This window comes from Serinicoccus kebangsaanensis (genome assembly GCF_008919445.1).
In the GTDB taxonomy this organism is placed as follows: Bacteria; Actinomycetota; Actinomycetes; order Actinomycetales; family Dermatophilaceae; genus Ornithinicoccus; species Ornithinicoccus kebangsaanensis.
On the sequence record NZ_VSLG01000001.1, the window covers coordinates 305,537 to 326,410 of the forward strand.

Below are 20,874 nucleotides of genomic sequence, written 5' to 3' on the forward strand. Positions count from 1 at the left end.
GGAGTCAACGTGCGACGACCGTCCATCGTGGGGCTCACGCTCGCCCTCGTAGTGTCCCTGACGACGAGCCTGTCCTCCGCCGCAAGCCCTTCCGCCCCCGATGCCGATCCGGTGGACCCGGCACCGGACTCGGGCCGCCCCTACTCCCAGCAGGCGGAGGCCGTCACCCCGCCCGAGAGCCCCGACGAGCTCGGGGAGACCACCGTGGTCACCACCGACGACGTGCTCCCGGCACCCGTGCCGGGAGCCGAGGTCTACCCCCTGCCCGCGGACGGCACCTACGACATCACCGGCGGCGGCTTCGGTCACCGCATCGGGATGTCCCAGTGGGGCGCCCACGGCGCGGGGCTGCAGGGGCTCTCGCACGAGGAGATCGTCGACTTCTACTACCCCGGCACCCGGCTGGAGACCTGGGCCGCGACCGACATCGCCGTCGGCATCACCATCGACAACGACGGCGTGACCCGGGTGGCACACCGCAGCGGTATGCGCGTCGGCGCCGCCCCGGGCGGCACCACCTGGGCACTGCCCGGGGGACGCTCCCAGTGGCGGGTGCGCGCGACCGGCTCGTCGGCGACGTCCTGCGTCCTCGAGGGCTACAACGGCTCCTCCTGGACGTCCTGGTGGCCGTCCGGCATGAGCCGCCGCTGCCCGGTGACCTTCTCCTCCCCCTCCGAGGGCACGGTGGACCTCTACCTCCCGAACGGGAGCCTGCGGATCTATCGCGGTGCCCTGACCGCGACCCACCACGGCGGTGCCGCACTGGCCACGGTCAACCACCTGCCCGAGCAGCACTACCTCCGGTCGGTGGTGGCGGCCGAGATGGGCCCGTCCTTCCACCCGCAGGCGCTGCGGGCGCAGTCGGTCGCCGCGCGCACCTACGCCCGCCGCAGCGCGAGCACGGACTACTACGACATCTGCGACACGACCTACTGCCAGGCCTACCGCGGACGGGGCGAGCGCCGCGGCGACGGGTCCATCAGCACCTACGAGTTCACCGCCAACAACGAGGCGGTGAACGCCACGGCGGGAGAGGTGCTGACCTTCGCCTTCCCGAACGGTCGGCGCCTGGCGACCACGATGTACTCCGCCTCGACCGGCGGGCAGACGATCGCCGCGGGCAACGGCCACGACTACCTGACGGCGCAGCCGGACCCCTACGACGCGACGCCGGCCAACCCGAGGCACCGGTGGAACGCCTCGCTTCCCGGCAGCTCCCTGGAGCAGCGCTACGGCATCCACGAGGTGGCGCGGGTGCAGGTGCTCACCCGCGACGGCGTGGGCTCGTGGGGCGGGCGCATCCTCACCGCGCGGGTCGAGGGCTTCACGTCCTCCGGCAACTACACCTACGCGCACGCCACCGGCAACGGGCTGATGCTGGCCCGCTACTGGCCCACCTGGTCCGACGGCCTGTCCACGGACTACTTCACCTTCAACAACCCCGGACCCACGCCCACCGGTCCGGTCCGGGTGAGCGGGGAGAACCGCTACGGCACCGCCGCCGCGGTCGCCGACCACTGGAGCCCCGGTGTCAGCGTCACCTACATCGTCTCCGGGCAGGACTACCCCGACGCGCTGGCGGCATCCGCGCGTGCCGGGGTCTACGACGCCCCCCTGCTGCTGACCAAGAAGGGGTCGATCCCGCCCGAGACGGCGCAGGCGCTGACGCGTCTGCGCCCGGCGCGACTGGTCGTCATCGGCGGCACGGAGGCGGTCAGCAACACCGTGCTCCGCCGGCTCGAGCCGTATGCGCGGACCGGACGCGTCGAGCGCGTCTCCGGGACGAACCGCTACGGCACCGCAGCGGCGCTGGCCGGCTACTACCCCGCCGGGGTCGACCGGGTGATGCTCGCCAGCGGCGAGACCTTCCCGGACGCCCTGGCCGGAGCGGCCGTCGCCAACGGTCAGGAGGCACCGCTGCTGCTGACCCGTCCGGGTGAGCTCCCGCAGAGCACGCGGGACGCGCTGACCCGGCTCCGGCCCCGGCAGATCGTCATCCTCGGCGGTGACGCCGCGATCACCGAGACCGTGCGTCGTCAGGCGCGACAGTATGCCTCCGAGGGCACGGTGCGCTGGTCCGGCTCCGACCGCTACGGCACCGCGGCACGGATTGCAGAGACCTTCCCCCGCGGCACCGACCCCGCCTTCGTCGCCCTCGGCGCGGATTTCCCCGACGCCCTGGTCGCGGCGGCCCTGGCCGGACGGGAGGGCACGCCCCTCGTGCTCACGCCGAAGGACTGGATCGCCAGTGGCACCGACCGGGCGTTGACCCACCTGCGGCCCGAGTCGATGTATGTCCTCGGCGGGGACGGCGTGGTGACCAACCCGAACGTGACCAGGCTGGGTCGCTACCTGCGCTGAGCGCCGACCAGCTGCACGAAGAGCTCGTGCACCCGGTGGTCGCCGGTCACCTCGGGGTGGAAGCTGGTCGCCAGCAGCGAGCCCTGGCGCACGGCCACCGGGTGACCGTCGGCCTCGGCGAGGACCTCGACGTCCTCACCCAGCCGCTCCACCCACGGGGCACGGATGAAGACCGCCGGGAAGGGGCGGTCGGGCGTGGCCAGCCCGGCGATGTCCAGGGCGACCTCGAAGCTGTCGACCTGGCGGCCGAAGGCGTTGCGCCGCACGGTCATGTCGATGCCCCCGAAGCTCTGCTGCTCCCGGTGGCCGTCGAGGATCTCCTCGGCCAGCTGGATCATGCCGGCGCAGGAGCCGTAGACCGGCAGACCGTCGGCGATGAGGGCACGGATCGGGTCGTGCAGGCCGAAGATGCGGCACAGCCGGTCGATCGTCGTCGACTCGCCGCCCGGGACGACCAGCCCGTCCAACCCGTCCAGCTCGGCCGGACGCCGCACCAGCCGGGCGGCGGCGCCGGAGCGCTGGAGCGCCGCGACGTGCTCGCGCACGTCGCCCTGCACGGCGAGCACGCCGATCGTCATCGCGGTCACGGCCCCGCAGTCTAGGACCACGCGTCGCCGGCCTGACGACATACTGGTGTCCCGATCGGAAGGAACGATCGCCGGACCTCCGGCGACTGTGTGGTGTGGACCGACCGAGCCAGATCCACGTGACGGACGCCCCGGAGGATCCTGCCGCGCAGGCGGAGGCGCTCCGTCCCTCACTGGTGCGCCTCGGCGCCGCGGTGACGGGCGACCTGGAGACCGGCCGCGACCTGGCACAGGAGGCCTACCTCGCTCTCGCGCGGCGTGACGACGTGCGGGACCCCGAGGCGTGGCTGCGTCGGGTGGTCGTGAACCAGGCGCGCTCGTGGGTGCGGCGGCAGTCCCGGCACCGCAGCTACCTGTCTCGGTGGGAACGGTGGCGGCTGGAGCGGGCGGACCAGCTCGGTGGCGCCGACCTGGCCGACCAGCTGGCGGTCAGGGAGGCCTTGTCGCGTCTGTCCGCACAGCACCGTGCGGTGCTCGTCCTCCGCTTCTACGACGACCTGAGCGTCCCGCAGATCGCCTCGACGCTCGGGGTCGCGGAGGGCACGGTCAAGTCGCGGCTGCACCGTGGACTGGCCCGGATGAAGGAGGCCGTCGATGCAGACGACTGACCCCCGCGAGGACCGGGCGGTCCGTGCGTTGCGCGACCTGCTCACCGACCTTCCGACGGTGCCGCTCGCGCCCGAACCTCGGCTCGAGCAGACCCGTCGTCGCTCGACGGGTGCGTTGCTCGTGGCGGCGGTCGTCACCCTGCTCCTGATCCTGCTCCAGACGGTCGGTCAGGTCGCCGACCCCTCACCCGCGGGCGGTGAGGAGCCCGGGGTGCTCCCCGACCCCTTCCCTGCCTACTCCCACCTGGCCAGCACGGTCGAGGACGATCCCGCCGGGGCGGCGATGATGGTCTTCACCCATGGATCCGGGACCGAGCTCCTCGACAGCCCGAAGGCCGTGGCGCTCGGCGCCGACGGAGCGACCTACCGCAGTCTGCGGACCGCCGACCGTGCCGGCGCACGCGTCGATCAGGGCGACCCCGGCCCCACTCTGGTCTCCCCCGACGGTCTGACCGTGGCGGTGGGGTCCCGAGGCGGGACGGGCACGCTCACGACCGTGGACCTCCGCAGCGGACTGCGAAGCGAGGTCGCGCTGGGCGAGGGCCGCTCCACGGTCCCGTTGGCCTGGTCGACGGACAGCCGCCTGCTCTACGTCGGCACCGTCACCGGCCAGATCGACCGGTATGCCTCGTTGTCCGGAACTCCGCCGCGACCGGACTACGACGTCTCGCTCGTCGACCTGGACGCACCGCCGGAGGCCGCCACGCGCGACCTACCCGCCCTGGCCGGCGCCGACGCCGTCGCCGCACTCCCCGACGCCGCGGGGCTGCTCGTCGCCCGCGACGGGCATACCGAGCTCCACAACGCGGACGCGACACGGCTGCTGAGGGAGGACACCGGGGTGCCGCCCGGTCTTCAGGCCACTTCGGTGAGTCCGGACGGGAGACGAGCCGTCGTCGAGTCGCCAGGACGATCGGGCCGCTTCGCCGTGGTCGATCTGGACGACGGTGTGGCCGGGACCGACCGGTCGCACGACCTGAGCGACCTCGGCAGCGCCCCGGAGGTGCTCGGGTGGCTCGGCGACGACCGGCTGCTCGTCGCGGCCTACGACGACGCCACCAGTGCCTCCCGCCTTCACCTCTTCGCCCTGCCCGTCACCGGAGAGGCGGAGGAGCTCCTCGTGGCCCAGCCGGGCTGGACGGGAGCGGGGATCTTCGACATCTCGGTCGCCGCCGACCGGCTGGTCGGCGCCGAGGTGGCGGACGTCGGACGATCCGACCGTGGATCAGACCTGGTGCTGCTCCGGATCGGGATGGTCCTCGCGCTGGCCGTCTGCCTGGTGCTCGGCCTCAGGCTGGTGGCAGCACGGCTTCGGCGAGATCGGTGACCTCGCCGCCCGTCACCAGCCGCGCTCGGCGAGCCGGTGCGGCTGCGGGATGTCGTCGACGTTGATGCCCACCATGGCCTCGCCCAGGCCCCGGGAGACCTCGGCGATGGTGTCCGGGTCGTCGTGGAAGGTGGTGGCCTTGACGATCGCCGCCGCCCGCTGCCCGGGGTTGCCGGACTTGAAGATGCCGGACCCGACGAAGACGCCCTCGGCGCCGAGCTGCATCATCATCGCCGCGTCGGCGGGGGTGGCGATGCCACCGGCGGTGAAGAGCACGACCGGCAGCCGGCCCGCCTGCGCCACCTCCCGGACCAGGTCGTAGGGCGCCTGCAGCTCCTTGGCGGCGACGTAGAGCTCGTCGGTCGACATGGACGTCAACCGGTTGATCTCGGCGCGGATGGACCGCATGTGGGTGGTGGCGTTGGACACGTCACCGGTGCCGGCCTCGCCCTTGGAGCGGATCATCGCGGCGCCCTCGGTGATGCGTCGCAGCGCCTCCCCCAGGTTGGTCGCACCGCACACGAACGGGACGGTGAAGGCCCACTTGTCGATGTGGTTGGTGTAGTCGGCCGGGGTCAGCACCTCGGACTCGTCGACGTAGTCCACCCCGAGGCTCTGCAGCACCTGCGCCTCGACGAAGTGCCCGATCCGCGCCTTGGCCATGACCGGGATGGAGACCGCCTCGATGATGCCGTCGATCATGTCCGGGTCGCTCATCCGGGACACCCCGCCCTGGGCGCGGATGTCGGCGGGCACGCGCTCCAGGGCCATCACCGCCACGGCCCCGGCGTCCTCGGCGATCTTGGCCTGCTCCGCGGTGACGACGTCCATGATGACGCCGCCCTTGAGCATGTCGGCCATGCCGCGCTTGACGCGGGTGGTGCCGGTGGTGTGCTGGGTGGGCTCGGACATGCCTGTGGTGCCTCTCGTGGTGCTCGCGGTGTGCAGGGCCCGGCGCGGTCTCAGGGTCGGTGCGCCGTCGGCTGCGGCAAAGTCTACGGCCCACTTTTTTAAAGAACACAAGTATGCCTAAAATCCGTGGGCTGGCGTCCGTCCACGGGCACCGGCGCCCCACCCCGGTCACGGAAGGATGTCCAGGTCATGCCGCGCACCCCGGCCTCTCCGCACACGGCCGGGTCGGTGGTCCGGCTGGCGTTCTCGCGGTCCCGCCGGGGCGCGATCCTCACCGCCGTGCTGGTCAGCGTGCACCAGATCTGCGAGGCCAGCACACCGGTCATCGTGGGGCTGGCGCTGGACGATGCCGTCGCCGCAGGCTCGGTCTCACGGACGTGGGCCTGGCTGGCTCTCCTCGCGGGGGTCTATGTCGTGCTCTCGCTCTGCGGCAACGGCGCCGGGCCGGTCGGGGTGCGTGCCGCGACCCGGGCCGAGCACGACGTGCGCCAGGCGGTCGTCGCGCGGGTCCTGGATCCCCGCGGGGCACGTCACCACCGGTCGACCGGCGAGCGGCTCAGCATCGCCAGCTCGGACGCCGCGCAGGTGGGCCGAGCGGTGGACACCCTCGCGGTGGGGACGAGCGGTGCCGTGGCCCTCGTCGTGGCCACCGCGGCACTCTTCCTCACCTCGCCCACCCTGGGCCTGGTGGCCGTGGCGTCCGTGGCCGTCGTCGTCTTCCTCGCACCTCTGCTGGCCCGGCCGCTGCAGGCCCGCAGCGCCCTCCAGCAGGAGGCGGCCGCCCGGTCCGCCGCGGTGGCCGTCGACATGGTGTCCGGTCTGCGCGTCCTCGGCGGTCTGGGTGCGCAGGGTCACGCGGCCGATCGCTACCGCGAGGTCAGCCAGGCCTCCCGCCGCGCCCGGGTGCGCGCGGGCGCCGCGGAGTCGGTCTTCGACGGGATCACCCGCACCATCGGCGGCTTCCTGCTCGTCGCCGTCGCGGCGGTGGGCGCCCTGCTCGCGCTGCGCGGCGAGCTCACCCCTGGCCAGCTGGTGGCAGGGGTGGGGCTGGCGCAGTTCCTGGTCGGGCCGGTGCAGCGGCTCGCCGCCACCGGCGCGCTGATCGCCTCCGTCCGGGCATCCGCCGGGCGCATCGCCGAGGTGCTCAACACGCCGTTCGCCGTCACCGACACCGTCCACGCGGACGGGAGCCGCCCCCACCGGCTGCCGGCCACCGTGGAGGCGGTCGACCTGCGCGGCGAGCACCTGGACGGCCTGGATCTCCAGGTGGGTCCGGGTCAGCTGGTGGGCGTCGTGGTGGAGGACCTGGGTGCCCGCACCGAGCTGCTCGACGTCCTGGCCCGTCGGCGGGTGCCCGGCGCCGGCCAGCTCGTCGTGGGTGGTCGGCCGGCCGGCGAGCTCTCGCTGGCCGAGCTCATGGCGCACCTGGTCGTGCCGCCGCACGAGGCATCCCTGTTCACCGAGTCGCTCACCGATCTGGTGGGCACGGACGGGGAGGCCGCCCTGGCGGCGGCCCAGGCCGGGCCGGTCGCCGGGCGGGTCGCGGACGACGGGTTGCTGCACGGTGGTCAGAACCTGTCCGGCGGTCAGCGGCAGCGGCTCTGCCTCGCCCGCGCGCTGGCGGCCGACCCGCCGGTGCTGGTCCTCGACGACCCCACCAGTGCGCTGGACCCGGTCACCGAGACGGCGGTCGCCACGGGCCTGCGCCGGCTGAGGTCGGGTCGTGGGAGCACGGTGCTGCTGACAGCGAGTCCCACCCTCCTGTCCGTCGCGGACCAGGTGGTGCTGATCCGGGAGGGTCGGGTCGTGCTGCGCGGCACGCACGTCGAGTGCTGCGCCGACGACAGGTATGCCGCGGCGGTACTGACGTGACCCCTCCCCCGGCGCCGGAGCACCGGACCCTCCCCGTCGCGAGCCCGCGGGAGGCGCGGCGCATCCTGTGGCGTGCCCTCCGACCGGAGCGGACCGGAGTGGCCCTGGCCTTCCTCGTGCTCATCCTCACCGTGAGTGCCGGGCTGTTCATCCCCCCGGCGCTGGGACGCATCGTCGACGTCGCCGAGCAGGGGGGCACTCCCGCGGACCTGGTCGGACCGTTGGTGGTCGTGACCACGGCGACCGTGGTCCAGGGCATCGCCGGCAGCGGCGGCTGGTATCTCGTCATCCGCGTGGGAGAGAAGGTCCTCGCCGCGCTCCGCGAGCGGGTCCTCACCAGGGCGCTCCGGCTGCCGCAGGCGGACGTGGAGAGGTCCGGCACGGGAGACCTCGTCTCGCGCGTCAGCAACGACGTCGACCAGGTGAGCGAGGCGCTGCGGGAGGCGGTGCCGCAGCTGCTGTGGGCGAGCTTCACCGTGGTGCTCACGCTGGTCGGGCTGGCCGCGCTGGACTGGCGGTTCGCCCTGGCCGGGCTGGTCTCCATGCCCTTCTACCTGTGGGCGGCGCGTGGCTACACGGTGGTGGCCCCACCCCTCTACGCCACCGAACGGCAGGCCGAGGGGACGCGCTCCCAGTCGCTGGTGGAGAGCCTCGGCGGCGTGCGCACCATCCAGGCGCTGACGCTCGGCCCCCGGCACCTGCGACGGACCGACCGGGCGTCCGAGGTGGCCCGACGCACCCGCATCCGCACGGCCGACACGACCGCCTGGTTCTTCAGCCGCATCCACCTCGGCGAGCTCTCCGGCACCGGGGCCGTCCTGCTGGTAGGTGCTCTGCTCGTCGGTGAGGGGTCGGCGTCGCTGGGCGAGGCGACGGCCGCTGCCCTCTACTTCATCCGGCTCTACGACCCCATCGGCGCCCTGGTCAACCTGCTCGACGAGGCACAGAGCGCCACGGCCTCCCTGCGGCGCCTGGCCGGGATCCTGGACGTGCCGGTCGAGTCGCGTGCCGGGACGGCCGCCCCCGCGACGACCGAGCTCACCATCGAGGGTCTCCGGTTCGGGTATGCCGACGGCCCCGACGTCCTCCACGGCGTGAGCCTGGTGCTGCGCCCCGGGGAGCAGGTCGCCCTGGTCGGCTCGAGCGGGGCCGGGAAGACGACGCTGGCCGCCGTGGCCGCGGGCATCCACGATCCGCGCGAGGGAGTGGTGCGGATCGGTGGCGTCCCCGTGGTCTCGATGGACCGCGACGAGCTGCGTCGTCACGTCACCCTCGTCACGCAGGAGGTGCACGTCTTCGCCGGCACCCTCGCCCAGGACCTCCGGCTGGCCCGGCCGGACGCGGCCGACGCCGAGCTCCGGACCGCCCTGGACCTGGCCGGCGCACTCCCCTGGGTGGACCAGCTCCCCGACGGCCTGTCGACGGTGGTCGGCGAGGGCGGCCACGAGGTCACGGCCGTGCAGGCCCAGCAGGTCGCCCTGGCCCGGCTGGCCCTGCGCGACCCGGCGGTGGCCATCCTGGACGAGGCGTCCGCCGAGGCGGGCAGCGCCGGTGCCCGCCTGCTGGAGCGGTCGATGACGCGGGTGCTGGCGGGACGCACCGCGTTGCTCGTGGCGCACCGGCTGACGACCGCGGCCACGGCCGACCGGGTGGTGGTGCTGGAGCAGGGTCGGGTCGTCGAGGAGGGGACCCCGCAGGAGCTCGCCGCCGGCGACGGACCCTACGCCGCGCTGTGGCGGGCCTGGAACGCCGCCCGCTGAGACCGCTCAGCGCGGCCAGTGTTCCACCAGCTGCTCGCGCACGTCCTGCAGCAGCTGGGGCACCGCCTTGGTCTGCGCCACGATGGGCAGGAAGTTCGCGTCACCCATCCACCGGGGCACCACGTGCTGGTGCAGGTGTGCGGCGACCCCGGCTCCGGCGACCTCGCCCTGGTTCATCCCGATGTTGTAGCCCGCCGGGTTGCTCGCGGCGGTGATCGCCCCGATCGCCTGCCGGGTCAGCTCGGTGAACTCAGCTGTCTCCTCCGGCGTCATGTCGACGTAGAGCGAGACGTGCCGGTAGGGGCAGATGAGCAGGTGGCCGGGGTTGTAGGGGAAGAGGTTGAGCACGACGTAGCACTGCTCGCCGCGGTGCACGACCAGGCTCTCCGCGTCTTCCTGGCCCGGGGCGGCGCAGAACGGGCACCCGTCGCCCGCGTCCGGACCGGGCCGCTCGCCGCGGACGTAGGCCATCCGGTGCGGCGTCCAGAGACGCTCGAAGCCGTCCTGGCTCCCGGCGAAGGCGGCGGCGTCCTCGGGCCGGGGTTCGAGCGTCATACGCGCAGTCTAGGGATCTCTCATCGACCCCTCACCTGCGCACGGCACGCTGGGCGTCCAGCCGTCGAGGAGGACGCATGGGCACCCGCCGCTCCACCCCGCACCCCCTGGTGCTGTTCCTGCTCGGCAAGCCACCCGGCCGGTCGAGCATCTTCCCGGCCGTCTTCACCTTGCTGCGCGGTCGCGGGATCGAGGTGGAGGTATGCCTGCCGCACGACGGTGAGTCACCTCGGGCAGCGGGGCGGGCGAGGTTGCTGGTGCACCGCGGTCTGCGCGCCGGCTCGGAGGGACTGGTCGCCGACCTCGCCGGCACGGGCCTACCCTGCCTGAACCCCTTGCCCGGGGTGCGCCTGCTGCGGCGGCACCACCGCCTCGAGCAGCGGCTCGCTGCCGCCGGCCTGCCGGTGCCGCCGTCCACGGTCATCGACACCTGGGCAGGCGTCCGGGCCGATGCCCGGTCCACGCCCCGGGTGGTGAAGCGGCGCTCCCGGGGTCGCGGCCGCGGCGCGGAGGTGCTCGTCGGCCGGGCGGACCAGCTGCCGGAGGCGGCGCCCTTCCCCGGTCCCTACGTCACCCAGCCGTTCGTCCCCAATGATGGGCTCGACCGCAAGCTCTACGTCGTCGGGGACGTCGTGCTCGGTCTGCTCAAGCCCTCGCCGCTGCGGGCCGGCCACGTCGAGTCCGGTGCACCGCTCCCGGTCACGCCGCAGCTGGCCGAGCTGGCGCTGGCCGCGAGGCGGGCGTGCCGGCTGGACCTGGCGGGCGTCGACGCCGTGCTCGGTCCGACCGGCCCGGTCCTCGTGGACGTCAACGCCTTCCCCGGATACCGCGGGGTCCCGGGCGCGGCGGAGGCGGTGGCGGACCTCGTGGCGGCGCGGGTCGGTGTCCGGTGACGCCGCCGGCGGGAACAGGCGGACGGTGATCGGGGTTGGCCTGTTCATGGACGACAAGACGCCTGCGCACGACCTGGCCGACGCCGCGATCGGCGACCCCACGGCATACCTGCCGGAGAAGAGCGACTGGGTGGCCGACCAGCTCAGGGCGATCGACGCCGCCGGGGACACCAGGGCGGCCAGCATCCAGGACAGGAGCGTCGTCGTGATCACCATGCGCGGTGCGCGGAGCGGCATGCTGCGCCGGGTCCCCCTGATGCGGGTCGAGCACGACGGCGCCTACCTCGCGGTGGCGAGCAAGGGCGGCGCGCCGGAGAACCCCGCCTGGTTCCACAACATCGTCAAGAACCCGGACGTCCTGGTGCAGGACGGCACCAGCCAGCAGCCGTTGCGTGCCCGGATGCTCGAGGAGGGGGAGGAGCGGGACGCCTGGTGGAACCGCGCGGTCGAGGCCTTCCCGTCCTACGCGGACTACCAGACCAAGACCGACCGGCTCATCCCGGTCTTCGTGCTGGAGAAGCCAGCCGCGGGCTGACCGGTCCGCGGCCCTCGCTCGCCGCGGGTCGTCCCCAGCGCCACACGGCATAGGCCTGGGCCGGGCGGCCGAGCACCTTGCCGACGTGGGCGTGCACCTGCCCGGCAGCCCCCTCGTGGTCGAGCAGCTCGCTGAGCGGGTGGGCCGACCACCCCTGCCGCTCCCCCGCCAGCCAGGCTGCGTGCAACGCCTGCCCGAGCGCCCCGACCTGCTCCAGCGTGTGCCCGGGCGCGGCTGACAGCGCCACGACGGTGCCGCGCGGGCGCACCCCGCTCAGGCGCGCGACCAGCCGGTCGAGCCGGGTGCGGGACAGCGCCGCACGCGCGGCGCCGGAGCGGGCCAGGGCACCGATGGCGCGCGCCTCCCACGCCGACAGGCCGAGGGCCTTGGCGCTGAGGCCGTCGAGGTCGTGCCGGGCGTGGCGACGTGTGGGGCGGACCCAGGTGGCCAGCTCGCCGGCCGCCGGCCCGGTCAGCGTGTGCGCCGTCGCGCGTGGCAGGAGCCGGCCGACGAGCTCCTCGGGCAGGACCACCAGCTCCGCGCCCTGCGGCAGGTCCGCCGCTCGCGCCAGATCGGCGACCTCGGCGATGTCCGGGCACTCGGGGTATGCCGCTCGCACCGTCCGCCGCCGGTGCAGCTCGGCGACCGTCCAGTCGGGGCGGCCAGGGTCTGGGGTCGGCCCGCTCGCGGAGAGGGTGATGTGCGCAGCCTGATGGGTGCTCGTGTCGACGGCCCAGTCGACCTGGGCGTTCAGGCCCTCGTCGGCGGCCACCACCTGCACCGCGTGCGTCAGCGCACCCAGGCTCAGCAGCAGGTCGCGGCGGGTGGGGTCGCTCTCGGTGAGCTCGCGGTCGGGGTGCCAGCCCAGCCGCAGGGTGGTGCCGTCGGCCGCCGTCAGCTGCCAGGGCTGGGTGTTGTGCGCGCTGGGGGCGCGGCCCCAGTCGGCGGCGCGGGCGAGGACCGCGGCCGAGGGAGTGCCGGCAGCCGCGTGGGCGGTCCGGGCCCGGCCGCCGCCTGCTCCCCCGTGGACCGGCTTGGTGTAGAAGCAGGTGCCGTGCAGGGGCCGCCCGCCCATCGCGACGAACTGCGCCTGCGAGCCGGCGTTGTCGTCCTCGACGAAGGTCACCCGCAGGCTGCGGTAGCCGCCGGCCTGCAAGCCCTGCAGCAGCTCACGGGAGAGCACGCGCATCAGACCCTGACCACGGGCGCCGGGCACGGTGCCCTTGATGATGAGCACGGCGTCCTGGCGGTAGCGAGCACGGGTCAGCAGCAGCCGGGCCATCTCCACCGGCCCCGGCCGGCCGCCGGTGGAGCGGACGAAGTCGGTCAGGTCGGGCACGGTCAGCACGAAGGCCACCGGCCGGCCCTGCTGCTCGAGCCACAGCAGCAGCCGCTCGTCCAGCAGGTGCGACAACCCGTCGGTCGCGGCGGCGAGCTCGTCGGCGGTGATGGGGGTGTAGTAACCCAGCTCCGCGAACGAGGCGTTGAGCATCTGGCGCAGCAGCGGGAGCTGCTCGCCGAGCCGGCGCCGGTCCGCGTGCCTGAGCTCGACACCGAGCGGCAGGTCACCGGGACCGAAGATGCCGTCGACGTCCAGTGCGGCGAGGTCGTCGCAGCGCCAGGTCGCGCCGCTCCAGAGCCGGTCGAAGCCGGCCGCCTCCCAGGCGGCCGGGTAGTGCTCCGGGTTCCACGGACCGTCGAGGAAGCCGGGCTCGTCGAAGCCCGAGGTGACGACGCCGCCGACCTGGTTCGGCAGCAGGCTGACCGGGCCGAGCAGGCGGGTCCGGCCGCGCTGGCGCGCCTGCTCCTCCGCGTGCCCCACGAGCGCGGAGAGCGCGTCGGCGTCGGCGAACTCGGTGGCTCCCATCAGCAGCGTCGGCTCCCCGAGCTTGTCGTCCATGCGGGCATCCGTGTGCAGCGTGGTCCGCCCCCGGACGTCCCCCTGGGCGTCCCGGACGAGGTAGAGCTCGACGGGGCCGTGCTCCCGGTGCGGGCCGTCGCCGGTGAACCAACGCCGCACCGTGCTGTGCCAGAGCGGGACGCCGTGGGTCGGCGTGCTGCGGTCCCACAGCGGGAGGTCGAGGAAGGTCCTCAGGTCCGCCCGGGACCGGACCGGCTTGACCCTCAGGTCTCCCGTCGGCCGGGCGCGCACCACGGTCGGTCCGACCTCCTCCCTGCCCACCGCTGTGAACCGCTCGATGTGCCGCATCGTCCCGTCCTCGGCGCGCCAGACGCCGTTGCTGTAGCCGTCGGGGCGGGCGTGGTGGACCTGCGAATCCACCCTGTCGGCGCCCACGGCACGGCGCACCGCGGTGAGGGCGCGGTCGCCGTCGTCGCGGGAGGCATACCAGCCGATCACCCCGGACCGACGCGCTCCCTGCCGCAGCCACTCGCGCCGCACCAGGCCGGGTCCACCGACGGCAGCGGCGACCGACCGCAACCAGTCATCCGATGCCGCACCGGACGGCGGCTGGACCGTGAGCATCACCGAGGCACGGGCGAGCGGGGGCGCGGCCGAGAAGTCACGCGTGCGCATCCACGCTCCCGTCGGCGGGGTCGCCCAGCTCGTACACCCGGATGTAGCCGCCGGTCGCGTTGTCCGTGCCGTCGGTCACCCACTGCATCAGCTCCCGGTGGACCCCGCTGCGGGCGAAGCGCATCAGGTCCTCCCGGGTGGCGAAGTAGCCGACCGTCCCGAGGGTGAACGGGGGGTCGTAGTACACCTGGTGGTGCACATAGCCCGGCATCCGTCGCATCTGGGCCACCATGCGGCGCCACCGCGGCCCGAGCCGCACCCACGCGGCGGGCGAGGCATACCGCGTCGCGCCGACGAAGACGGCCCCGGCGCCCTGCATCAGCCGTCCTCGTGCCGCAGGTAGACGCGCTTGAGCTTGTCCGACATCCCCTCGAACGGTCCGGTCCCGGCGTCGTGCACCCGGACGTCGATGTCGTCGCTGCGGTCGCTCTCCTCCAGCGACTGGGCGAAGTCGCGGCTGGTGCGCGCGAGGTAGGCCACGACGCCCTCCCGGACGTCGGCCGAGAGAGCCGCACGCTGCGCGTCGTCCAGGCACACCCCCTGGCGCAGCTCCAGGTGGATGGTGGGCTGCTGGCTCGTCGCGTCGCCGTCACGGTCCTCCAGGGTCAGGGTGAACGAGCCGATCTGAGCCGCACGGCCGGCGTCGGTGTAGAGACCGTTCTCAACGTCCTGGGGATAGATGTTGGCGCCCATGAACGAGATCGTGGCGTCGGCCCGGCCGAAGAGCAGGAGCAGCGGCAGCTTCATCCCCTGCTTGGCGAAGGCCTCCCGCGCCGGACGCTGCCACTCCGGCTGGCTGCGCAGCACGGCGGCCAGGTCGTGCCAGTCCATCAGCCGCGCCTCGTCGCCGATGTTGTAGCGCAGCTTGGGCGAGAGCACCGAGGTGGACGTCAGGGTGCAGAGCAGCTCGCCGTCCTCGGTCGTCTCCAGGTAGGTCTCCAGCGGGTTGTACTGGAAGATCATCGGCGTCCGCGTCTCCCCCGGCCCGAGCACCGCCTCGCGCAGGTCGTGGTCCTCGAGCAGCGCCCGCCGGAGCCAGACCGTGAGGTCGGTCTCGCCACCGATCCCGATGGTGAGGTCGGAGGCGCCGTAGCCGGACCGCAGGGTGAGGAATCGCTCCTCGCAGTAGTCCCGCAGCGCCTCGGTCATCCCCTCGCCGCCGACGAGCCCGTGCATCCGCCAGGCGGGCCAGTCCCAGCCCTCGGCGTCCAGCCGGTCGCGCAGGTCCTTGAGGAAGGGAGGGTATGCCGCGACCAGGTAGGTGAAGCCCGGGCCGAAGTGGCGCAGCGTGTCGACGATCTTGTCCAGGTCAGGGCCGGTGTTCTTGACCATGGCGATCTTGGCCATCGCGATGCCGGTGTTGGTGCCGGTGGCCCAGGCGCCCATCGAGTAGGCGTTGATGACGAAGAGCCGCTCCTCGTCGCGCATCATCAGCGAGGTGAAGCCCGCGACGTTGCGGTGGATGTCCTCCAGCTCGTCCCGCCCCCGCACCCAGTTGAAGGGGGTGCCGGAGCTGCCCGAGCTCTCGTCCACGATGGTGCCGCGCAGCTCGAGCCGGCCGGTCCGGGTGCGGGCGGCCTCGTCGTAGCGGGTGACGTAGGACGACTTGTCCGTCGGCGGGTAGTTCTCCAGGTCCCACCAGCGGAAGCTCCAGCCGTGCTCGGCGAGGTGCTGCCGGTATGCCGGCACGTTCAACGAGGCGAGCTGGCAGGTCATCCAGGCGTGCCGCCGCGCGAAGTCGCCCATCCACGGCTGGTAGTGCGTCGCGGTGAGCTGCCACGTCCGCGGGTGCACCTTGTAGAGGCTGTAGACCTGCGTCAACGCCGCCGTGCCCGCCCGCAGCGCACCCCGGCGCGCCAGGGTGAGCGGCGCGCTCATCCAGACCTTCTCACCCGCGTCCCGCCAACCCATGGTCGGACTGTAGCCGGAGCCTCAGACCTGGACCCGGTCCCGCACCGCGGTGACGATCCGCTGCACCGCCTCGTCGACGGGCACGGCATTCTCCTGCGACCCGTCGCGGAAGCGGAAGGAGACGGCACCGGCGTCCCGGTCCTCGCCGCCGGCGATGAGGATGAACGGCGCCTTGGACCTGCTGGCGTTGCGGATCTTCTTGGGGAAGCGGTCGTCCCCGTGGTCGACCTCGACCCGGATGCCGTGCTCCCGGAGCCTCCCGGCGACCTCGTCGAGGTAGCCGTAGAAGTCCTCCGCCACGGGCACACCGACGACCTGCACCGGCGCGAGCCACGGCGGGAACTGGCCGGCGTAGTGTTCCACGAGCACCCCGATGAACCTTTCGATGGACCCGAACTTGGCCGAGTGGATCATCACCGGCCGCTCCCGCGACCCGTCGGCGGCCTGGTACTCAAGCTCGAACCCCTCGGGCTGGTTGAAGTCGTACTGGATGGTCGACATCTGCCAGGTGCGGCCGATCGCGTCCCGCGCCTGGACCGAGATCTTCGGGCCGTAGAACGCCGCCCCACCGAGGTCCGGCACCAGCTCCAGCCCCGACTCGGTCGCCACCTGCTCGAGCACCGCGATCCCCTGCGCCCACTGCTCGTCGGTGCCCTGGAACTTCTCCCGCTTGTCACCGGTCCAGTCCGGGGTCGACAGCTCGAGGTAGAAGTCGTCGAGGCCGAAGTCGCGCAGCAGCCCGAGGACGAAGTCCAGGAGGTGCTTGATCTCGCCCGGCGCCTGCTCCTGGGTGACGTAGGAGTGGCTGTCGTCCTGGGTGATCATCCGGACCCGGGTCAGGCCCTGCAACACACCGGACTTCTCGTTGCGGTAGACGGTGCCGAACTCGAAGTAGCGCAGCGGCAGGTCACGGTAGGACCGCTGCTGGGAACGGTAGATCAGGTTATGCATCGGGCAGTTCATCGCCTTGATGCGGTATGCCTGCCCGTCGTCGTCGAGCTCGGGCATCATCCCCTCCGCGTAGTACGGCAGGTGCCCGGAGGTGTGGAACAGTCCCTCCTTGGCCAGGTGCGGGGTGGTGACGTAGGAGAAGCCCGCGTCGACGTGCCGCTGCCAGACGTAGTCCTCCATGGTGCGGCGCAGGATGGCCCCCTTGGGGTGGAAGACAGGCAGGCCGGCCCCGATCTCCTCCGGGAAGGAGTAGAGGTCCATCTCCGCCCCGAGCTTGCGGTGGTCGCGCTTCTCGGCCTCGGCGAGCCGGTCGAGGTAGGCCTTCAGCTCGTCCTTGCTGGGCCAGGCGGTGCCGTAGATGCGCTGCAGCTGAGGGTTCTTCTCGCTCCCGCGCCAATAGGCGGCGGCGCTGCGCATCAGCTTGAAGGCGTTGCCGATGATCTTGGTGCTGGGCAGGTGCGGCCCGCGGCACAGGTCGCCCCAGACGACCTCGCCGGTGCGGTCGAGGTTGTCGTAGACGGTGAGCTGGTTGCCGCCCACCTCGACGCTCGCGCCCTCTGCGGCATCGTCTGCCGAGCCGCCCTTCAACCCGATGAGCTCGAGCTTGTAGGGCTCGTCGGCGAGCTCCTCGCGCGCGGCGTCGTCCGCCACCTCGCGCCGGGCGTAGGTCTGCCCGGTGTTGATGATCTTCTGCATCGCCCTCTCGAGGCGCTTGAGGTCGTCCGGGGTGAACGGCTCGGCGACGTCGAAGTCGTAGTAGAAGCCGTCCCGCACGGGTGGGCCGATGCCGAGCCTGGCCTCCGGGAAGGTCTGCTGCACGGCCTGGGCCAGCACGTGGGCGCACGAGTGGCGCAGCACGTCGAGGCCGTCCGACTCGCTGACCAGTACCGGCTCGACGACGTCGCCGTCCGCCAGCACGTGCGCCAGGTCGCGGAGCTCCCCGTCGACCCGCGCGACCACCACCTGCTTGTCGTCGGCGAAGAGGTCGCCTGCGGTCGTGCCCTGATCGACCGCTCGCTCGCTGCCTGCGACGTTCACGGTGATCGGGCTGGACACGCTGGGTGCTCCTTCGGGTGAGAGGTATGCGCGGCGAGCCTCGCGCGCGCACCGCAAGCCTACCCGCCGGTCGCGGCGCTGCTGCACCGGTTTTCGGCCGGGTCCTAGGGTGTCGGGTCATGGGTGTCGTGCAGGACCGGGAGCCGCCGGACGGGATCACCAAGCACTTCACTGTGGCGGTCTTCGTCGTCCACGAGGGGCATGTCCTGCTGCACCCGCACCCCAAGGTCGGTCTCTGGCTGCCGCCCGGTGGCCACATCGAGCCGCACGAGCTGCCGGACGACGCCGCTCGCAGGGAGACACAGGAGGAGACCGGGCTCGAGGTATACCTCGTCGGCTCCCCCGGCATCGAGCACGACGCACCCGGCTCACCGCGCCAGCTGCTCCGCCCCGAGGGCGTCCAGGTGGAGGACATCACCGCCGGCCACCAGCACATCGACCTCATCTACTTCGCCGTGCCCGCGTCGGGCTGGTCGTCGGACCCGGACGGCATGCCTGCCGTCAACGCCGCGGAAGGCATGGTCTGGCTGGACCGTGACGGCGTCGCCGCGCACCCCGTGACCCAGGAGGTGCGGGACTGGGTGGACCTCGCGCTCCGCACGGTGCCCGACCGGCTGCGCGCGGCACCCTGAGGCAGACGCAGCGGCCGACGCGGCGCAGACCACCGGCCCGGCTCGCCGGGAGCCGGGTGCGGGGCGGGGTCATCGCAGTTTCCATCGCACACCTGCGGCATCGACGTCGGCCATGGCATCGTGCTGGTGGACCCAGGTGTGGTGACGGGCGCACAGCAGGGCGTAGTTGCCCAGGTCCGAGTGGCCCCCGTGCGCCCAGTGCACGACGTGGTGGGCGTCGCACCACGTCGCGGGGACACTGCACCCGGGGAAGCTGCATCCGCGATCCCGGTGGGCCAACGCCCGCCGTTGACCCGGGGTGACCAGGCGACGGGCCCGGCCGAGGTCCAGGATCTCCCCACGCTCGCCCAGCACCGCCGGGATGATGTCCGCGTCGCAGGCCAGCTGTCGCACCTCGTGAGCCGGCACGGCGCCCTCGTGGACGGTGTGCCCGACACCACCCACGGCGTCACGCAGCTCCTGCAGGCCGATGGTCACCATGACCTGCGCCTTGGGTGTCGTGGGCTGACCCTGCGTGCCAGCCACACCTCGCCGGAAGACGGACATGAAGGCGTCGTAGCACCGCTGCCCCCCGGTCCGCGTGTCCAGCTCCGCCAGGGTCGGAGCACCTGTCTGCGGACCGCCCTCGCCCGGGTGCCCGTTCCCACCTTGCCGGGCGCTTTCTCCCGGTGTGCTGTCCTCGCGCCGCGCGGGGGCCGCCAGCGGCGACCTGAGCACCGCCCGGATCGCCTCGTAGTCCGCGTCACTGCCCACGGTCAGCACGAAGCGGCGCACCGACCCGTCCGCCAGGGACGACTCGTGCACGTCCCGGAGCTCGTGTCGCGCTCGGGCACGGTCCTTCTGCTCCTTCTCGGACAGACACGTCGCGACCAGCTTGCCGGTGATCCGGGCCAGGTCTCTGTCGTCGAACTTCTCGTTCGACGCCGCCGCGGTGAGGAGCTGGGACGCCTCGGCATACTCGCTCTCCCCCAGTGCCGGTCGGATCCTCGTGAGCGCCCGCAGCACCGAGGCCGCACGGTGCACGGGGACCGACCCGGACTGCACCGCGTCCACCAACGGCTCATGCACGCCCTGCTGAGCCGCGCGGGCCACCATCGCGATCTCGACCACGGTCCGCGACGCCAGCCCCGGGCAGACGAGGCGGACCCAGTCCACGTGGGAGAAGCCGGCCTCCTGGTGCAACCCTCGGGCCAGGCCCTCCCGAGCCACGGCCACGAGCAGCGCGTGGGTCCGAGCCGCCACCTGGTCCAGGGCCCCGAGCACGGCGCTCACCTCGGGCTCCTGGAGGAGCGCAGGCGACGAAAGCGCCGTCACAGAACGCTCCAGGGCACGGGCCAAGTCGCCGACGACCGCAGCCGCCGCGCTCTCGGCACCGCCGCCGACTGCCTCCGTGCCCCCGCTCCCCTTCATGCGAACAAATGTACGACTGCCCTCTGACACACCCTGCCTTCGGCGTCGTCACGCGAGTCATCCACCTCCTACGTCTGACCCACCTCGCCGAGCCACGACGCGAGGTTGTTCCGGGTGGTCAGGGTGTCCGGGTGGTTCGCCCCTAGCACCTGGGTCTGGTCCTTCAGCAGCTGCTCGAGCTGGGTGATCGCCTTTTCCATCCTTCCGGCGCGACCAAGGCAGTAGGCAAGGTTGCTCCGAGTGGTCAGGGTGTCCGGGTGGCTCGCGCCCAGCACCCGATCCTGGTCGTTGAGCAGCTGCTCGAACTGGGTGACAGCCCCCTGCATGCACCCCGCGCGCGCCAGCAAGGACGCCAGTTCCAGGCGGGTGGTCAAGACCCCGGCATGGTCCGGACCCAGAATTCGGGTGAGGTCTACAAGTAGCTGCTCGTACTGGGTAACAGCCTCACGTACCCGCCCAGCACGACCGAGCACGGACGCCAGGTCCTTCCGCGTCGTCAGGATGCCGGGATGATCCGGACCTAGGGTCGGAGCACCATGGTTCAGCAGCTGCTCGAGCTGGGTGATTGCCTCGCCCCCCCGACCCGCCTCGTCAAGCACCGACGCGAGGTTGCTTCGGGTATTGAGTGTGTCCGGGTGGTCCGAGCCCAGGGAGCGAGTGCGGTCGATCAGCAACTGCTCGAGCTCCGCGACTGCCTCGCTTGCCCGACCCGCCTCTGAGAGCCCGAACGCCAGATTGTTGCGCGTAGTCAGCGTGTCTGGGTGGTCCGAACCCAGGACGCGAGTGCGGTCGACCAGCAACTGCTCGAACTGCACAACCGCCTCTCCCACCCGACCCGCCTGCTGAAGCCAATACGCCACATTGTTCCGGGTGGTCAGCGTGTCCGGGTGGTCCGAACCCAGGACGCGAGTGCGGTCGACCAGCAACTGCTCGAACTGCACAACCGCCTCTCCCACCCGACCCGCCTG

17 protein-coding genes are annotated in these 20,874 nt (G+C 72.6%); 8 read left to right on the forward strand and 9 right to left on the reverse strand.

Annotated elements, in window-relative coordinates; genetic code table 11:
* Nucleotides 1–9: 9 nt before the first annotated feature.
* Nucleotides 10–2,361 carry a cell wall-binding repeat-containing protein gene (locus FXF60_RS01475; protein WP_192796547.1) on the forward strand — a complete coding sequence of 784 codons (2,352 nt, stop codon included), beginning with the start codon at nucleotides 10–12 and terminating at the stop codon, nucleotides 2,359–2,361.
* Here FXF60_RS01475 and pdxT read toward each other — a convergent pair.
* Complete coding sequence (pdxT, locus tag FXF60_RS01480; protein WP_151523607.1) at nucleotides 2,349–2,939, reverse strand: pyridoxal 5'-phosphate synthase glutaminase subunit PdxT; 591 nt, start codon at nucleotides 2,937–2,939, stop codon at nucleotides 2,349–2,351. The genes FXF60_RS01475 and pdxT overlap by 13 nt on opposite strands.
* Nucleotides 2,940–3,043: 104 nt before the next feature.
* Here pdxT and FXF60_RS01485 point away from each other — a divergent pair, with 104 nt between their 5' ends.
* Both FXF60_RS01485 and FXF60_RS01490 read left to right on the forward strand, forming a co-directional pair.
* Nucleotides 3,044–3,556: an RNA polymerase sigma factor gene (locus FXF60_RS01485; protein WP_151523465.1), complete on the forward strand. Its 513-nt coding sequence runs from the start codon at nucleotides 3,044–3,046 to the stop codon at nucleotides 3,554–3,556.
* Nucleotides 3,543–4,883 carry a hypothetical protein gene (locus FXF60_RS01490; protein WP_151523466.1) on the forward strand — a complete coding sequence of 447 codons (1,341 nt, stop codon included), beginning with the start codon at nucleotides 3,543–3,545 and terminating at the stop codon, nucleotides 4,881–4,883. Before FXF60_RS01485 ends, FXF60_RS01490 begins: the two co-directional genes overlap by 14 nt.
* A gap of 12 nt (nucleotides 4,884–4,895) precedes the next feature.
* Here the strand turns inward: FXF60_RS01490 and pdxS are convergent, their stop codons facing one another.
* Nucleotides 4,896–5,795, reverse strand: coding sequence for a pyridoxal 5'-phosphate synthase lyase subunit PdxS (gene pdxS, locus FXF60_RS01495; protein ID WP_151523467.1), 900 nt, complete (start codon nucleotides 5,793–5,795; stop codon nucleotides 4,896–4,898).
* Nucleotides 5,796–5,984: 189 nt separating this feature from the next.
* On the opposite strand from pdxS, the gene FXF60_RS01500 reads away from it, so the two are divergent.
* Nucleotides 5,985–7,667: an ABC transporter transmembrane domain-containing protein gene (locus FXF60_RS01500; protein WP_151523468.1), complete on the forward strand. Its 1,683-nt coding sequence runs from the start codon at nucleotides 5,985–5,987 to the stop codon at nucleotides 7,665–7,667.
* Entirely contained in the window at nucleotides 7,664–9,427 is a 1,764-nt protein-coding gene (locus FXF60_RS01505) for an ABC transporter ATP-binding protein (protein ID WP_151523469.1), read from the forward strand. Before FXF60_RS01500 ends, FXF60_RS01505 begins: the two co-directional genes overlap by 4 nt.
* Nucleotides 9,428–9,433: 6 nt before the next feature.
* Here the strand turns inward: FXF60_RS01505 and FXF60_RS01510 are convergent, their stop codons facing one another.
* Nucleotides 9,434–9,982 (reverse strand): HIT family protein, encoded by a 549-nt coding sequence (locus FXF60_RS01510; protein WP_151523470.1) that lies wholly within the window; start codon nucleotides 9,980–9,982, stop codon nucleotides 9,434–9,436.
* 77 nt (nucleotides 9,983–10,059) lie between these two features.
* On the opposite strand from FXF60_RS01510, the gene FXF60_RS01515 reads away from it, so the two are divergent.
* Nucleotides 10,060–10,875, forward strand: coding sequence for an ATP-grasp domain-containing protein (locus tag FXF60_RS01515; RefSeq protein WP_151523471.1), 816 nt, complete (start codon nucleotides 10,060–10,062; stop codon nucleotides 10,873–10,875).
* A 46-nt stretch (nucleotides 10,876–10,921) separates the two neighbouring features.
* Nucleotides 10,922–11,410 (forward strand): nitroreductase family deazaflavin-dependent oxidoreductase, encoded by a 489-nt coding sequence (locus FXF60_RS01520; RefSeq protein WP_151523608.1) that lies wholly within the window; start codon nucleotides 10,922–10,924, stop codon nucleotides 11,408–11,410.
* Here the strand turns inward: FXF60_RS01520 and FXF60_RS16635 are convergent.
* The 4 genes from FXF60_RS16635 to thrS are packed head-to-tail and all read right to left on the reverse strand — an operon-like array spanning nucleotide 11,370 to nucleotide 17,864.
* Nucleotides 11,370–13,946 (reverse strand): nitroreductase family protein, encoded by a 2,577-nt coding sequence (locus FXF60_RS16635; RefSeq protein ID WP_202879512.1) that lies wholly within the window; start codon nucleotides 13,944–13,946, stop codon nucleotides 11,370–11,372. The genes FXF60_RS01520 and FXF60_RS16635 overlap by 41 nt on opposite strands.
* On the reverse strand, nucleotides 13,933–14,265 hold the full coding sequence (locus FXF60_RS01530) for a monooxygenase family protein (protein ID WP_151523472.1): 333 nt from the start codon (nucleotides 14,263–14,265) through the stop codon (nucleotides 13,933–13,935). The genes FXF60_RS16635 and FXF60_RS01530 overlap by 14 nt, the downstream gene beginning before the upstream one ends.
* On the reverse strand, nucleotides 14,265–15,857 hold the full coding sequence (locus FXF60_RS01535; RefSeq protein WP_151523473.1) for a phenylacetate--CoA ligase family protein: 1,593 nt from the start codon (nucleotides 15,855–15,857) through the stop codon (nucleotides 14,265–14,267). Before FXF60_RS01535 ends, FXF60_RS01530 begins: the two co-directional genes overlap by 1 nt.
* A 21-nt stretch (nucleotides 15,858–15,878) precedes the next feature.
* A complete protein-coding gene (gene thrS, locus FXF60_RS01540) occupies nucleotides 15,879–17,864 on the reverse strand; it encodes a threonine--tRNA ligase (protein WP_151523474.1) in 1,986 nt (661 codons plus the stop codon).
* 119 nt (nucleotides 17,865–17,983) lie between these two features.
* Between thrS and FXF60_RS01545 the strand changes: the two genes are divergently transcribed.
* On the forward strand, nucleotides 17,984–18,496 hold the full coding sequence (locus tag FXF60_RS01545; RefSeq protein ID WP_151523475.1) for an NUDIX hydrolase: 513 nt from the start codon (nucleotides 17,984–17,986) through the stop codon (nucleotides 18,494–18,496).
* A gap of 69 nt (nucleotides 18,497–18,565) precedes the next feature.
* On the opposite strand, the gene FXF60_RS01550 is transcribed toward FXF60_RS01545, so the two are convergent.
* Both FXF60_RS01550 and FXF60_RS16640 read right to left on the reverse strand, forming a co-directional pair.
* Nucleotides 18,566–19,768: an HNH endonuclease signature motif containing protein gene (locus tag FXF60_RS01550; RefSeq protein WP_238335634.1), complete on the reverse strand. Its 1,203-nt coding sequence runs from the start codon at nucleotides 19,766–19,768 to the stop codon at nucleotides 18,566–18,568.
* 206 nt (nucleotides 19,769–19,974) lie between these two features.
* The coding region (locus FXF60_RS16640; protein WP_202879513.1) for a tetratricopeptide repeat protein at nucleotides 19,975–20,874 on the reverse strand (900 nt) is incomplete at its 5' end.